The following is a 14523-nucleotide window of genomic DNA, read 5'->3' as shown; positions in this document are numbered from 1 at the left end:
ACGACGTCAGTTCATCACCACCTTCCACTGATGGCGGGGGCGGAGTACACTGTGTCTCTGCCACTGGCCCGCAACGGGCCCATCCCATAATGACAAGAGTGCACAAACACAGTGTTAAAGACACCCTATTGGCTGCCCATACTGCTCATCGCTCCCAAGGCCCTGGCCCTGGTGCCGCCGGAGTACAAGGAACCGGAGGATCGCCTCGACGCCGAGGTGGAACTGGGCCTGCAATACACCTCGGGCAACACCGAGTCCAGCAACTTCAACAGCCGGGGAAAGCTGGTCTACGACGGTGATTCCGCCAAGCACGAAACCGTGCTCAAGGCCTACTTCGCCTCGGACAACCAGAGCGCCACCGCAGAGCAGTACACCGTCGAATACCAGCTCGACTACAAGCTGAGCGGCAGCAACTACCTCTATGGCCGTAGCGAACTGATCTGGGACAGGTTCGGCTCCTTCACCCAGCAGCAGATCTACTCAGCGGGTTACGGTTTCACCCTGATTGACCGTCGCCACACCAAGCTATCACTGGAAGCGGGTGGCGGTTACCGTTTCAACGAACCCAACCTCACCGATGACGATGCGGACCAGAGCAGCTCCACAGACGAGGGGATTGCCCGTTTCTCCGGCAAATTTGAGCAGCGGCTCCATGAGTACACCACCTTCAATGCAGAGGGGGCGGTGGAAACCGGTAACCGTAACACCGTTGCCACCCTGAAGATGTCCATCCGAAACCAGCTGTGGGCGGACCTGGCTCTGAAGATCGGCACCGACATCAAGTTCACCGACCGGGTACCGGAGAACAGCGAACGCACCGACATCATCTCCACGGTCAACCTGCTCTATACCTTCTAGGGCGTGTTGACCTTTGCTGAATGTTTTTGCGCCAGCATCCAGCCACTAAGGCCTCGGTGTGTCGACAGTGCGCTCAAAGTAAATGGGCATCTGGACTGAGCAAAGCGCCCTAGAGACACAGCAGACAGAACAGAAAAGGGCGCCCCAAGGCGCCCTTTGTCATTTGTGGATCCGAGTTAGCCCCGACGCTGACGCACCGCTTCAAACAGGCATACCCCGGTGGCCACAGACACGTTCAGGCTGGTGACCACCCCGGCCATGGGAATGGAGATCAGCTCGTCACAGTGCTCACGGGTCAGGCGACGCATCCCCTTGCCCTCGGCGCCCATGGTGATGGCCAGAGGACCGGTCAGCTTGGCCTGATAGAGGTCATGGTCCGCTTCGCCCGCGGTGCCCACGATCCACACCCCACGCTCCTGCAGTTCACGCATGGTGCGCGCCAGGTTGGTCACCTGGAACAGGGGGATGTTTTCGGCGGCACCCACCGCCACCTTGCGCACCACCGGGCCCAGGCTAGCAGAACGGTCCCGGGGCACAATCACCCCATGAACCCCAGTGGCGTCGGCGCTGCGCAGGCAGGCACCCAGGTTGTGGGGATCGGTGACCCCATCGAGGATCAGCAGCAGCGGCGTCTCAACCCCATCGAGCAGGGCAGCCAGTTCCGCTTCCCCCTTCACCGGGGCAGGCTTGGCCGCGGCCACCACGCCCTGATGCTGAGGGGATGCCGCTTTCTCATCCAGGGCCTTTCGCGCCGCCGGCTGACAGCTGATGCCGTTTTGCTTGGCCAGCTGCAGGATCTTGTGCAGGCGCTCATCGTCCCGCCCCTTGAGCAGCCAGATTGACTTCACCCGCTCAGGCTCGGACTGCAACAGAGCCTCCACCGCGTGGAGGCCAAACACCATCTCTTGTTTCATTACTGCTTATTCCGCTTCTTACTCTTGTTGGCCGGAGTATCCCGACCCGCTGTCTGTTTCTGAGAGGCTTTGCCTCGGCCGCCGGACTTGGGCTTACCGTTCTCCTTGCCACGGCCTGACTTGCCCTTGCCTTTGCCGTCGCCGGCCTTGTAAGGGCCCTTTTGCGACTGCTTGTCGGCAGGCTTTTGAGACGGTTTCTGGGCCTGCTTGCGGCTGGATTTGGCCTTGGCCTTCATCTTCTTGCCGACGCCCTTCTCCTCCACCATGCCCAGCTCGATCTGACGATCGTCCAGCTTCACCGACAGCACCTTGACCCGAACTTCATCGCCGAGACGGTAGCGCTTACCGCTGTGCTCGCCGTAGAGCCCCTGGCGGACCGCATCGAAGTGGAAGTAATCATTCTCCAGGCTGGAGATGTGCACCAGGCCGTCGATGTGATAGCTGTTGAGGCGGACAAACAGGCCAAAACTGGTGACGCCGCTGATCACCGCGTCGAAAGTGTCTCCCACATGGTCCTGCATAAACTCGCACTTGAGCCAGTCGGACACATCCCGGGTGGCGTCATCGGCACGGCGCTCGGTCAGGGAGCAGTGATCCCCCAGCTCTACCAGCTGCTGGGTATCGTAATGCAGCGCCGCCCCATCCTGGCTGCGGCCCTTCATCTTGTCCATCGCCTTCTTGATCAGCCCCTGGTCCTTGACCAGCAGGGAGCGGATCACCCGGTGCAGAATCAGATCCGGGTAGCGACGAATAGGAGAGGTAAAGTGGCTATAGCCCTGCAGCGCCAGGCCGAAGTGGCCCAGATCGTCGGGGCTGTAGACCGCCTGCTTCATGGAGCGCAGCACCATGGTGGTCACCAGCTCCGCATCTCCCCGCCCCTCAAGAGAGGAAAGCAGCTTGGCGATGTCCGCCGGAGAGGGCTTCTCACCACCGCCCAGCTGCAGCCCTTGCTGGCCCAGGAAGTCTCTCAGAGACTTGAGTTTGGACTCGCCCGGCCCTTCATGGATCCGGTAGAGGGTTTCACCCTTGTGCTTCTTGACGAACTTGGCGGCGGCCACGTTCGCCAGAATCATGCACTCCTCGATCATCTTGTGGGCGACATTTCGCTCACGGGGCACGATCTGCTCGATGCGGCGATCGGCGTTAAAGATAAACTGAGTCTCTGTGGTCTCCAGCACCAAGGCACCGCGCTTCACCCGGGCCTGATCCAGGGCACCGTAGAGCTTGTGCAGCTCCTCCAGGTGAGGCAGCACTTCGGCATATCGCTCGCGCAGGCGCTCATCGCCGTCGAGCATGGCCGCCACCTTGGTGTAGGTCAGGCGCGCGTGAGAGTGCATCACCGCGGGATAGAACTTGAAGCCGGAGAGGTTGCCCGCCTTGGAGACGGTCATCTCCGCCACCATGCACAGACGGTCCACTCCGGGATTCAGGGAGCAGAGGCCATTGGAGAGCTTCTCCGGCAGCATGGGAATCACCTGAGCCGGGAAGTAGACGGAGTTACCCCGTTTAATCGCTTCATCGTCCAGAGGCGTGCCGCTGCGCACATAGTGACTGACGTCGGCGATGGCCACCCACAGGCGCCAGCCGCCACCGCTCTTCTTCTCGCAGTAGACCGCATCGTCAAAGTCACGGGCGTCTTCACCATCAATGGTCACCAGAGGCAGCTTACGCAGGTCGATGCGCCCCTGTTTGTCCTCTTCGCTGACCTCGTCGTCAATTCCTTCCACCTGCTTGAGCAGGGCTTCGGGCCACTGGTGGGGCAGATCGTGATTGCGCAGGGCGATGTCGATCTCCATACCGGGATCCATCTCGTTGCCCAGCACTTCAACCACCTTGCCTCTGGCGTGGGTGTGCCGACCTGGTCGCTGCACCAGCTCAACGGACACCACCTGGCCGAGGCGGGCCCCCATGCGGTCGCCTTCATGAATCAGGATGTCCTGGCTGATGCGCCTGTCGTCGGGCACCACAAAACCGACACCGTCTTCGGTGAAGTAACGGCCAATGATCATCGGGTTTCTCGGTTCCAGTACCCGGACGATGCGCCCCTCCTGGCGACCACGGCGATCGTGACGATCTCCCTGAGCCATCACTCGGTCCCCGTGGAGCACACTGTGCATGGTGCGCTCGGTCAGGAAGAGATCCTGGCTGCCATCATCGGGGCGGAAGAAGCCGAACCCATCCCGGTGGCCAAGCACCGTGCCGGTGAGCAGGTCCATCTTTTCCGGAATGCCATAGCGTCCTTTGCGGGTGTACACCAGCTGTCCGTCACGCTCCATGGCGCGCAGGCGACGCATCAGGGCGATATACTGCTCGCCCTCCAGGCCCAGTTCCGCCGCCAGTTCATCGCGGCCAATCAGGCCACGGCCGTCAGCGATCAGCTGCAGCAGGTATTCACGGCTGGGAATGGGGTTTTCGTACTTCTCAGCCTCACGCTGATAATGGGGATCGTTTTTATCCAATAGTTAAATTCTCGTAGAAAAAAGGGGGATTTAGCTTCAAGTATACCGGCAATCAACGGTACTTATCTTGAAATTTCTGATCCGCTCGGATGGCCGCAACGGTGCGGGGCGGGATCAGAGGCTCCAGTTGAGCCAGGAGAGTGCGGGCGGTCTGCCTGTCCTCTTCGTGCTGGTACACCTCCTCAAACAGCCAGCGGTAGGCCTGGGGATAATCCCTCGGGGCACCATGGCCGTTGATGTACATGCGCACCAGATCGAACCGGGCGCGAAGGTGGCCCTGTTCTGAGGCAAGCTTATAGTAGTGAACCGCCAGGTCATTGTTCACCAAAGTGAACTTGCCGATGCGGTAGTAACGGGCCAACTGCTCCAGAGCATCGGGCAGGCCGGACTCAGAAGCGGTCTCCAGATAATAGAACCCTTCGCGAACATCCTCGTCCACGCAGACACCGTACATCAGCATATCGGCCCACAGCATCTGGTAGGCGGGCTCCTTAAGCACCTTGGCATGAGCCCGGACATCCTCGACCAGCTGACAGTCGTCGCGACGCATCTGAGCCAGGTGGGTATTGTCGCGAATCATCTGCAGCAGCGCATCCTGCGAGTACAGCTCCACCGCCTGCAGTTCCGCACGGGCAGGAGCCATCATCATCAGAGTTGTGAGCAGCAGCAGAATTCGTCTCATACTTGGGTTATCGGCCCGGGTTGTTCAATCTGTAGTCCAACATAGCATAACGGGGCCAGTTGGCCCCGTCACTGTCGCTGTTAGGCGAATGGATTCCGCAGAATCATGGTCTCTACCCTGTCCGGGCCGGTAGAGATGATGTCCACGGGGACCTCCAGCAGCTCTTCGATGCGGGCGATGTAATCCAGCGCCGCCTGGGGCAGCTTGTCGTGCTCCACCACACCAAAGGTGTTGTCGTTCCAGCCAGGCATGCTCTCGTAGATGGGCTCTACCTGCTCGTAGTCTTCGGCGGCCAGGGGCGGAACCTCAACGATGCTGCCGTCGGCCATCTTGTAGCCGGTGCACAGCTTCAGCTCTTCCAGGCCGTCCAGGACGTCCAGCTTGGTCAGGCACAGGCCGGTGATGCCGTTGATCTGAACGGCGCGACGCATGGCCACGATGTCCAGCCAGCCACAGCGGCGCTGACGGCCGGTGGTGGCACCAAACTCATGGCCCTTCTCACCCAGGTGCTGACCAACATCGTCATCCAGCTCGGTGGGGAATGGACCACCGCCCACACGGGTGGCGTAGGCCTTGATGATGCCCAGCACGTAGTCGATGCGGTTAGGACCGAAACCGGAACCTGTGGCCACACCACCGGCAGTGGTGTTGGAGGAGGTCACATAAGGGTAGGTACCGTGGTCGATGTCCAGCAGAGTGCCCTGGGCACCTTCGAACAGGATCGGCTCTCCGGCCTTGCGGGCCTTGTCCAGCAGGTCGGTCACGTCGACCACCATGGACTTCAGCAGATCCGCCACAGACATCGCCTGCTCGTACACCTCATCGAAGGAGACGGGCTCGGCCTGGTGGTACTCGGTCAGCATGAAGTTGTGGTAGCTCAGTACCTCCTTCAGCTTCTCGGCGAAACGCTCGGCATCGAACAGGTCACCAACGCGCAGGGCACGACGGGCTACCTTGTCCTCGTAGGCCGGACCGATACCACGACCTGTGGTGCCGATCGCCTTGCTGCCACGGGCCGCTTCACGGGCCTGATCCACCGCCACGTGATAGGGCAGGATCAGCGGGCAAGCCTCGGAGATCAGCAGGCGGTCCTCGACAGGCACGCCACGCTCTTTGAGCATGGTCAGCTCACGCAGCAGCGCGTTGGGAGCCAGTACCACACCGTTGCCGATGATGCACTTGACGTTCTCGCGGAGGATGCCGGATGGAATGAGATGCAGGACGGTCTTCTCGCCGTTGATAACCAGAGTATGACCAGCATTGTGGCCACCCTGATAACGCACCACATAGGAAGATTTATCAGTAAGCAGGTCTACGACCTTGCCTTTGCCTTCGTCACCCCATTGGGTGCCGAGAACAACAACATTTTTGCTCATTATGGATACAGAGTAGGTGGTTAAAGCAGGATTCTAGCAAAACAGCCTGAGCAAAACAGCCGTTATTAAGAAAAAATGTACAGAATTACCGCACCCGCAGTCACCAGGGCGCCTCCGATGCGCCTCAGGATAGCATCAGGCTGCTGACTCAGTTCGGACACCGCAGCGCGCCACTGACGAGGCAACAGGGCCGGTCCTATCCCCTCCATCAACAACAACAAACCCAGGGCCAGAAGCCAGGATTCAGACATAACTCACTCTCCTTGAAGAACATTTCCCATTAAAGAAAAAGCCCGGCTTTGAGCCGGGCTTTTCAACGTAACCGAGATCAGTTGGCCTTGTTGGCGCCCTTCATGTACTGGAAGAACTCCGAGTCCGGAGAGACCACCAGTACGTCCTGCTTGCTGTTGAAGGACTTAGCGTAGGCATCCAGGCTGCGCATAAAACTGTAGAACTCAGGCGCCTGATTGTAGGCATCGGCGTAGATCTTGGCGGCCTGAGCCTCACCCTGACCACGCAGAGTCCGAACCTTCTTCTCGGCTTCCGCCAGCATTACCGTGACCTTGGCGTCGATCTCGGCGCGAAGCACCTCTGCCTTCTCGCGACCTTGAGAGCGGTGCTCCTTGGCCACGGCAGTTCGTTCGGCGCGCATACGATCGTAGATGGACTGACTCACCTCTCGGGGCAGGTTGATCTGCTTAACCCGGACGTCCACCACCTTGATGCCCAGCTCCAGGGCACTGTCGGACGCGGCCTTCAGGGCCTCCTGCTGCAGCTCATCGCGGCTGCCGGAGACGATCTCGGAGATGGTACGGGAACCGAATTCGCTACGCAGGCCGTTGTTGATCTTACTCTGCAGCAGCGCTTCCGCCTGCAACTGGTTACCACCGGAGGTCGACAGGTAGAAGCGTTCGAAATCGATGATGCGCCACTTCACGTAGGAGTCCACCATCAAATCTTTCTTCTCGGAGGTCACGAAGCGGTCAGCGGGCGCATCCAGAGTCAGGATACGGGCGTTCAGTCGGATCACCGAGTCGATGACCGGCACCTTGAAATGCAGGCCTGGCTCATACACCAGGGTAACGCCGTCGGCGTCCTTGGCGATCTTACCGAAACGCTTCACGATGCCGCGTTCACCTTCGCTGATCACGAACAGGCTGGAAAGTCCCAGGAAAAACACCAGGACCAGAGTGACAATAGCTACGGGTCTCATGGCTTAGTTCCTCCCCTGACGAATGCTGCCGCCACGGCTGTTGGAGCTGCGGTTGTTGTTAAAGGTGGACGAAGGCAGAGAGCTGCTGTCGTTTACCTGAGTGGACCCTGTACGAGGCGCACTCTTGCCGGAAGAGCGCTCGATGATCTTGTCCAGAGGCAGATAGAACATGGAGCCGTTGCCCTCGGTATCCACCATCACCTTGGAGGTGTTGCCAAATACCTTCTCCATGGTCTCCAGGTAGAGACGCTCACGGGTCACTTCAGGCGCCGCCTGATACTGAGGCAACAACTGAACGAACCGGGTTACCTCACCCTCGGCTTCCAGGGTGACACGCTCACGATATGCGGTGGCTTCCTGCTCCATACGCTGCACCTGACCACGAGCCTCAGGCTCAACGGCACGGGCGTAGGCTTCCGCTTCACGCACGAAACGCTCCTCATCTTCCTGGGCGGAGATGGCGTCATCGAAGGCGTCTTTCACCTCTTCCGGCGGACGGGCAGGCAGTAAGTTGACGTCGACCACGGTCAGACCCAGGCCGTAGGGCTCAATGATCCCCTCCAGCTCGGTACGGGTGTCCTGACGCACCTGCTCACGGCCGGTGGTCAGGATGTCATCCATGGTGGTGTGGCCCACAACATAGCGCAGGGCACTGTCCATCGCCTCGTTGAGAGACTCATCCGGATTGGTCACGTTGAACAGGTAGGCTCGAGGGTCGGTGATGCGGTACTGAACCTTCATCTGCACCGCCACCACGTTTTCGTCCATGGTCAGCATCATGCCGGAAGCGGGCAGCTCTCGGATGTTGTTGACGTTCACCGGAGTCACCTCATCGATGAAGGTGGCTTTCCAGCCCAGACCAGGCTCAACCAGCTCATAGTACTGACCGAAACGCAGCACCACACCGCGCTCCGCTTCCTCAATCTTGTAGAAACCGGACAGGCCCCATACCGCGGCCAGCAAAAGGGCAGCGATGCCTACGGCGGCGCCGCTCAGGCCTCCGCCACGGTTACCGCCAAAGCGCGAGGACAGCTTGCGGAACACCTGATCCAGGTCCGGTGGACCCTGATCATTGCCACCGCGGTTCCCCCAGGGGTCATTTCCCTTATTTCCAGGCTCATTCCAGGCCATGTAGTTCTCCGTTATATCTTATCGGGACCAGGTGGAAACGTCCGCCGTATGCGGTCATTACGCCCCTGCCGATAGCTTAGAGGTTTAACGCTAATTTATCAGGCAATTACTGGATGATAAAGTGCTCTAGCTTCCCTTGCGAAGCCTTCACCTGTCTACGCCACTCCGATTCCGGAAGGGAGATCGCCACCAGGCAGTTCCCCTCCTCATCATATTGACTGCTCTGAACCGCGCTAAGTTCAAAGAAGACGTTGAGCCACTTGTGCTCAGCTGGCGGTAGTTTTAATGATAGTTCAACTATTTGCCGTCCGAGAAGGTCGCTGAGTGCCTCAAACAGGAACTCCTGACCCAGGTCTGCCTGAGCAGACACCCACACCCGCACCGGTCGACCCTGGTCGTCCCGGTCGATGCGCGGCACCGCGTCCTCCAGCAGGTCCACCTTGTTGTAAACCAGCAACTGCGGGATCTCATCGGACTCAATCTCCTTAAGAACCCGATGAACCTCTTCGATATTCTCGACGGCTCGCTGGTCATGGGCATCCACCACGTGCAGAAGCAGGTCCGCTTCCCGGGTCTCCTGCAGCGTCGCCTTAAAGGCGGCCACAAGATCGTGGGGCAGGTGTCGGATAAAGCCAACGGTGTCCGCCAGCACGGCTGGCCCCACCTGGTCTATCTCGATCCTGCGCAAGGTGGGATCCAGGGTGGCAAACAGCTGATCAGCCGCATAAACGCCTGAGTTGGTCACCAGATTGAACAGGGTCGACTTACCCGCATTGGTGTACCCCACCAGGGACACCGTCGGAATTTCGCGGCGGGCCCTGGAGCGACGCCCCTGTTCCCGCTGCTTCGCCACCTTCTCCAAACGTCGGAGGATGGTTTTAATACGTTCGCGCAGCAAACGCCGATCGGTTTCAAGCTGAGTTTCGCCCGGCCCCCTCAGACCGATCCCCCCTTTCTGGCGCTCCAGGTGAGTCCAGCCACGCACCAGGCGGGTGGAGAGGTGGCGCAACTGTGCCAGCTCAACCTGCAGCTTACCTTCGTGGGTTCGTGCCCGTTGGGCAAAGATGTCCAGAATCAGGCCGGTGCGATCCAGCACGCGACATTTCATCAGGGCTTCGAGGTTTCTCTCCTGGGCTGGAGAAAGGGCGTGGTTGAAGATCACCACATCGGCCTGTTCCGCCTGGACCAGAGCCGCGATCTCTTCTGCCTTACCGGCGCCACAGAAGTATTTGGGATGGGGGGAGGAGCGAGATCCGGTAACGACTCCGCAGGCGTCAACACCTGCGGAGGAAACCAGTAATTGCAGCTCTTCCAGATCTTCTCGTTCCCCCTCTCGGGAGAAGTTCAGATGAACAAGTACAGCGCGTTCGCCTGCCTCATACCGCTCAAACAAGCAGACTCTCCTGGCTGTTAACCCTGGTTTTGATCCTGTTGATTATAACCGCTCTGCTGGTTCTGGTTCATGTTGAATGGACGGCCAGGAACCACAGTGGAGATGGCGTGCTTGTAAACCATCTGGCTCACAGTGTTCTTCAATAGAATCACAAACTGATCGAAGCTCTCAATCTGTCCCTGCAGCTTAATACCGTTTACCAGATAAATAGATACTGGTACCCGTTCACGACGCAATGCGTTCAGAAACGGGTCTTGTAAGGATTGCCCCTTAGCCATAATGATTCCTTAACTAAAATATTCTAATTGCTTTTAATAAATACCGTTCTGCAAGCAACATCTAACTGAGCTGTTGGTAGTTATAGCCTATGTAAAGTTAGATGGCGAGTCCCCGTAACAGTTTATCTACATTGCCTGCAGACTCCGAGGTCAACCATTGCAGATCGGACCAGCTCCTCAGCCAGGTTATCTGCCTCTTTGCCAGCTGCCTGGTAGCAGCTATCCCCTTCTGCGTCATCTGTTCGTAGTCATCTTCACCTGCCAGGAAAGACCACACCTGGCGATAACCTACGCAGCGGATGGACGGCAGACCTGGGTGCAGATCGCCTCGTTGATACAACCGACGCACCTCATGCTCGAAGCCCGCCTCAAGCATCAGGTGGAATCGTTGCTCGATTCTCTCATGCAAGCGCTGCCTCTGCTCCGGAGCAATGGCGAACTGGCTGACTTTATACGGTAAAGGATCGCTTTTACGCTTTGTCAGCTCTGTCAGAGTTTCGCCACTAATTCTATAGACTTCCAGAGCCCGCGACAATCGTTGCGGATCGTTGGGGTGGATTCTCTCAGCAGCAACCGGGTCGATCTCTGACAACTGCCGGTGTAATTCGGCCCAACCGATGCTTTTTGCCTCCTCCTCGATCTTCTGCCGAACAGTCGCATCCGCAGAGGGAAGAGGAGACAGGCCTTCAAGCAGCGCCTTGTAATAGAGCATGGTGCCGCCCACCAGCAGGGGGATGCGACCGGCGGCGGTGATCTGAGCCATCTCCCTCAGGGCGTCGGCACGAAAGTCTGCCGCAGAGTAGGCTTCAGCCGGATCCAGGATATCGATAAGCCTGTGAGGAGCCAGCGCCAGCTCTTCTGCACTGGGCTTGGCAGTGCCGATGTCCATCTCCCGATAGATCATCGCCGAATCGACACTGATCAGATCACAGGGCAGCCGCTGACACAGCTCAATGGCCAGGTCGGTCTTTCCAGACGCAGTCGGCCCCATCAGGAAGATGGCCGGTGGCAAGGTGGTGCTCATATCAGGACTCCAACTCAGAACGCCAGGGCAGTGCCCGGCCCCGGCTGGTCATTAATCTTTCTATGTCGGCGCCGGGCAAGGTTTGTAACCTCTGCCACAGCGCTTCCGGGTTCCCCGGCTCAGGCTCGGCCTGATCCGTCAACCAGGCCACAAGGGCCTCACTGTTGGGGGCTTCACCGGCAGGAAAGGACGCCAGCCACTGCAACAGCTCCGGCACCACTTGTGCCAGGTTGGCTTGGCGCAGCATCGCCGGCACCTTACGGATAATCAGCCTCTGCTTCTGCTCGGCCAGTTCCAGACCGAGGCGCTTAAGCAGGCCCTGCTGCAACTCCAACACCCCATCCCAGGCATCAATTCTGGGTACAGACACCGGCAATAACAAGGGTTGTCCCACCAGCCCCTGCGGCAGTCGTTCCGCCAGCTCCAGGCGCAGTACGGCGCTGCCCAGGGCGCCAAGGGGCAGCAATCTTAGTTGATCCCCCCGCCCAAATAAAGCAAAGCGCTCATCCAGCTGAGTCAGCCAACGCCACACCGACGCATCGGGCCGCTGCTGAGGCTCAGACTCGGGCACCGACTCGGTGCGCATCAGTTCACCGTAGTTGCTGACCGCGTTTCGGTTGGACGCCGGTTGCAACGGCGGCGGGGTATAACCACCTCCTGAGGGGGCAGATCTGACGCTGGACCTGTTCCCAGCATAGCCGCCATACCCTTGGCCCGTCGGAGCAGATTCAGACACCCTAGCTCCGGGGGGGGCGCCCTCATAACCTGCACCTCTCCGAATGGTATCCCCACCAGGAGGCTGCGACACAGGAGGCGTGGGAACGGTGTCGGTGTCAGGCGCCGACTGCAGGGAAAGTTCTCCCTGAGTCAGCTGCGCCACCGCATCGCTAAGCCCCTGCAGAATAAAGTCGTGCACATAACGGGCCTGGTGGAAGCGCACCTCATGCTTGGCCGGGTGCACGTTGACATCCACCTCCTGGGGAGGCAGCTCCAGATGAAGTACGTAGCCGGCATCCAGCTGCTGACCGTGGAGCTCCAGCGCCTGGCGCAGCGCATGGTTGACCAGGCGATCCCGGACCACCCGGCCATTGACGTAGAAGTACTGCACCTCATTGAACTGCTGGTGGCCATCGCCGATGCCCAGGTGACCGTGGAGCTGCAGCTGGTCATTGCCGGCGCTGATGGCCAGGGCAGCATCGGCGAATCGATTGCCACAGATGGCGCCTAGCCGCTGCTGATGCTGACGCTCGGTGCGGGCCGGACGGTACTGCCTCACCTGCTTGCCATTGTGGCTCAGGGTGAAGTGCACCGTGGGCTTGGCCAGGGCGATGCGTCTGAGCTGCTCATCGATATGGTTGAACTCGGTCTTATCCGCCCGCAGGAACCGCCGGCGCGCCGGGGTGTTGAAGAAGAGATCCTCCACCTGGACCGTGGTGCCAACCGGGTGGGCCGCCGGCTGAAGCTTCACCGCCATCTCCCGTCCCTCGGCGTAGGCCTGCCAGCCCTGCTCCTGCTCCTGAGTGCGTGAGGTCAGGGTCAGCCTGGAGACCGAACTGATGGACGCCAGTGCCTCTCCGCGAAATCCGAAACTGAGGATGCTCTCCAGATCCTCCAGGCTGGCCACCTTGGAGGTGGCATGACGGGAGAGCGCCAGGGACAACTCCTGTTCGGCAATGCCGATGCCATTGTCGCGGATCACCATCGCCTTGCTGCCACCGCGCTCGATCTCAATGTCGATACGGCTGGCACCGGCATCCAGGCAGTTCTCCACCAGCTCCTTTATCACGGAGGCGGGTCGCTCCACGACCTCGCCGGCCGCGATCTGGTTAGCCAGTTGCGGCGGCAGTATCTGAATCGGCATAGGGGGTCCTCAGAGACGGGGAATGGTCAGGGTCTGGCCAATTTGAATGTTGTCAGACTTCAACTTGTTGGCATTGCGAATCGCCGCCACGCTGACCCGATACTTCTGAGCTATGCGCGACAGAGAGTCACCCCGCGTCACCTTGTGAGTGCGGGTCTGGGCCAGCAAGGCATCCCTTGGGGGGTTCTCGGTGAAGTAGGTTTTCACCGTCTGGTGGATGGCGCCGGCCACCTTGTTCTGATAAGCACTGCTGCGCAGCTTCTTCTCCTCATTGGGGTTGGAGATAAAGCCGGTTTCAATCAGCAGGCTGGGAAAATCCGGAGATTTGAGCACCGCCAGACTGGCGTGCTGCGGGCTCTTCTTGTGCAGCTTGGTGATCTTGCCGATGCGCCTCAGCATCTGGTCGGCGATCGCCTGACTCTCCACCATGGAGTTTTCCCGAGCCAGATCCAGGAAGGTGCGCTGAAGGTGCGGATCTGCACCACCACTGGCGGAGATCACCTCACCGATGCCCCGAAGTTCTGAGAGCTTGTCATCTTTTTCCAGCCAGCGACCCATCTCGGAGTTGGCACGTCGCTTGGAGAGCACCCACACCGACGCCCCCTGGGGCTGTGGCGAGGTAAAGGCATCCGCATGGATGGAGAGCAGCAGATCGGCCCGCTTCTTTCGCGCCAGTTCAGAGCGGCGATCCAGGGAAACAAAGTAATCGCCGGTGCGCACCATGAAGGCCTCAAACCCCGGGGTGGCATTGAGCTTGTCCCTGAGCTTGCGGGCGATGGGCAGCACCACATTTTTCTCATAGGTGCCGGACGGCCCGATGGAACCCGGGTCCTTGCCGCCATGGCCCGCATCGATGGCGATCACCACATTGCGAGCCGGAGTGCTTTTACTGCTTTTGGCGGAAGTCGCTTTGCCTGCGGGAGCCGCCAGCAGATCGATCACCAGACGGTGGCCATAATTTCCCTTTGGACCCAGCTTAAACACCTTATGGGAAGCGGGTTGCTTCAGATCCAGCACCAGACGCAAAGTGCCGCTTTTGGGTGGGTTACTGAGGCGAATGCGTTTGAGTTGGGACGAGGTGAACTTCAGATCGGAGAGCTTGGTGTTCAGCTTCCCGCCCTTGAGGTCCAGCACCAGCCGCTCCGGGCCATCCAGGCGGAAGCTGTCGTAACTGGGAGACGCGGACAGGTCCAGCACCACCCGGGTCCGCTCCTTATCAGGCCAGATGCGAATGGTGTCGATGTTGTTGGCCCATGCCAGGCCGGGAATCACCCCTAAACACAGCGTCAATCCAATCAGGACCAACAGCCGACGTCCCCAGTCTCTTATCATCG

13 protein-coding genes are annotated in these 14523 nt (G+C 59.5%); 1 reads left to right on the top strand and 12 read right to left on the bottom strand.

Annotated elements, in window-relative coordinates; translation table 11 throughout:
• Positions 1-111 precede the first annotated feature (111 nt).
• Positions 112-858: a DUF481 domain-containing protein gene (locus tag ACN0RV_RS02460; protein WP_417345229.1), complete on the top strand. Its 747-nt coding sequence runs from the start codon at positions 112-114 to the stop codon at positions 856-858.
• 176 nt (positions 859-1034) lie between these two features.
• Here the strand turns inward: ACN0RV_RS02460 and rlmB are convergent, their stop codons facing one another.
• The 12 genes from rlmB to ACN0RV_RS02400 form a co-directional block, all read right to left on the bottom strand.
• Entirely contained in the window at positions 1035-1772 is a 738-nt protein-coding gene (rlmB, locus tag ACN0RV_RS02455) for a 23S rRNA (guanosine(2251)-2'-O)-methyltransferase RlmB (RefSeq protein ID WP_417345227.1), read from the bottom strand.
• Entirely contained in the window at positions 1772-4231 is a 2460-nt protein-coding gene (gene rnr, locus ACN0RV_RS02450; protein ID WP_417345226.1) for a ribonuclease R, read from the bottom strand. Before rnr ends, rlmB begins: the two co-directional genes overlap by 1 nt.
• A 52-nt stretch (positions 4232-4283) precedes the next feature.
• Complete coding sequence (locus ACN0RV_RS02445; protein ID WP_417345224.1) at positions 4284-4913, bottom strand: tetratricopeptide repeat protein; 630 nt, start codon at positions 4911-4913, stop codon at positions 4284-4286.
• A gap of 80 nt (positions 4914-4993) precedes the next feature.
• Entirely contained in the window at positions 4994-6289 is a 1296-nt protein-coding gene (locus ACN0RV_RS02440) for an adenylosuccinate synthase (RefSeq protein WP_417345222.1), read from the bottom strand.
• Positions 6290-6354: 65 nt separating this feature from the next.
• Entirely contained in the window at positions 6355-6540 is a 186-nt protein-coding gene (locus ACN0RV_RS02435) for a DUF2065 domain-containing protein (protein ID WP_417345220.1), read from the bottom strand.
• A 77-nt stretch (positions 6541-6617) separates the two neighbouring features.
• Positions 6618-7502, bottom strand: coding sequence for a protease modulator HflC (gene hflC, locus ACN0RV_RS02430; RefSeq protein WP_417345218.1), 885 nt, complete (start codon positions 7500-7502; stop codon positions 6618-6620).
• A 3-nt stretch (positions 7503-7505) separates the two neighbouring features.
• Positions 7506-8633, bottom strand: a complete 1128-nt coding sequence (hflK, locus tag ACN0RV_RS02425; protein ID WP_417345212.1) for an FtsH protease activity modulator HflK — start codon at positions 8631-8633, stop codon at positions 7506-7508.
• Between the two features lie 106 nt (positions 8634-8739).
• The gene (hflX, locus tag ACN0RV_RS02420; RefSeq protein ID WP_417345211.1) at positions 8740-10026 is read right to left on the bottom strand and encodes a ribosome rescue GTPase HflX; all 1287 of its coding nucleotides are present in this window, start codon (positions 10024-10026) and stop codon (positions 8740-8742) included.
• A 17-nt stretch (positions 10027-10043) separates the two neighbouring features.
• Positions 10044-10304 carry an RNA chaperone Hfq gene (gene hfq / locus ACN0RV_RS02415; protein WP_028109931.1) on the bottom strand — a complete coding sequence of 87 codons (261 nt, stop codon included), beginning with the start codon at positions 10302-10304 and terminating at the stop codon, positions 10044-10046.
• A 97-nt stretch (positions 10305-10401) separates the two neighbouring features.
• On the bottom strand, positions 10402-11328 hold the full coding sequence (miaA, locus tag ACN0RV_RS02410; protein WP_417345208.1) for a tRNA (adenosine(37)-N6)-dimethylallyltransferase MiaA: 927 nt from the start codon (positions 11326-11328) through the stop codon (positions 10402-10404).
• A gap of 1 nt (position 11329) precedes the next feature.
• Entirely contained in the window at positions 11330-13189 is a 1860-nt protein-coding gene (gene mutL / locus ACN0RV_RS02405) for a DNA mismatch repair endonuclease MutL (protein ID WP_417345207.1), read from the bottom strand.
• Between the two features lie 9 nt (positions 13190-13198).
• Positions 13199-14521 carry an N-acetylmuramoyl-L-alanine amidase gene (locus ACN0RV_RS02400; protein ID WP_417345205.1) on the bottom strand — a complete coding sequence of 441 codons (1323 nt, stop codon included), beginning with the start codon at positions 14519-14521 and terminating at the stop codon, positions 13199-13201.
• Positions 14522-14523 lie beyond the last annotated feature (2 nt).

Source organism: Ferrimonas sp. (genome assembly GCF_048263965.1).
Lineage (GTDB): Bacteria > Pseudomonadota > Gammaproteobacteria > Enterobacterales > Shewanellaceae > Ferrimonas.
The sequence above is the reverse complement of the archived record's forward strand: the minus strand, read 5'-3'. Positions and strand labels throughout refer to the sequence as shown.

Coding starts and splice junctions, on each gene's coding strand:
- ACN0RV_RS02400 (WP_417345205.1), bottom strand. CDS start 14,521: ATGATAAGAGACTGGGGACGTCGGCTGTTGGTCCTGATTGGATTGACG.
- rlmB (WP_417345227.1), bottom strand. CDS start 1,772: ATGAAACAAGAGATGGTGTTTGGCCTCCACGCGGTGGAGGCTCTGTTG.
- ACN0RV_RS02440 (WP_417345222.1), bottom strand. CDS start 6,289: ATGAGCAAAAATGTTGTTGTTCTCGGCACCCAATGGGGTGACGAAGGC.
- ACN0RV_RS02435 (WP_417345220.1), bottom strand. CDS start 6,540: ATGTCTGAATCCTGGCTTCTGGCCCTGGGTTTGTTGTTGTTGATGGAG.
- hfq (WP_028109931.1), bottom strand. CDS start 10,304: ATGGCTAAGGGGCAATCCTTACAAGACCCGTTTCTGAACGCATTGCGT.
- miaA (WP_417345208.1), bottom strand. CDS start 11,328: ATGAGCACCACCTTGCCACCGGCCATCTTCCTGATGGGGCCGACTGCG.
- hflC (WP_417345218.1), bottom strand. CDS start 7,502: ATGAGACCCGTAGCTATTGTCACTCTGGTCCTGGTGTTTTTCCTGGGA.
- ACN0RV_RS02445 (WP_417345224.1), bottom strand. CDS start 4,913: ATGAGACGAATTCTGCTGCTGCTCACAACTCTGATGATGATGGCTCCT.
- hflK (WP_417345212.1), bottom strand. CDS start 8,633: ATGGCCTGGAATGAGCCTGGAAATAAGGGAAATGACCCCTGGGGGAAC.
- mutL (WP_417345207.1), bottom strand. CDS start 13,189: ATGCCGATTCAGATACTGCCGCCGCAACTGGCTAACCAGATCGCGGCC.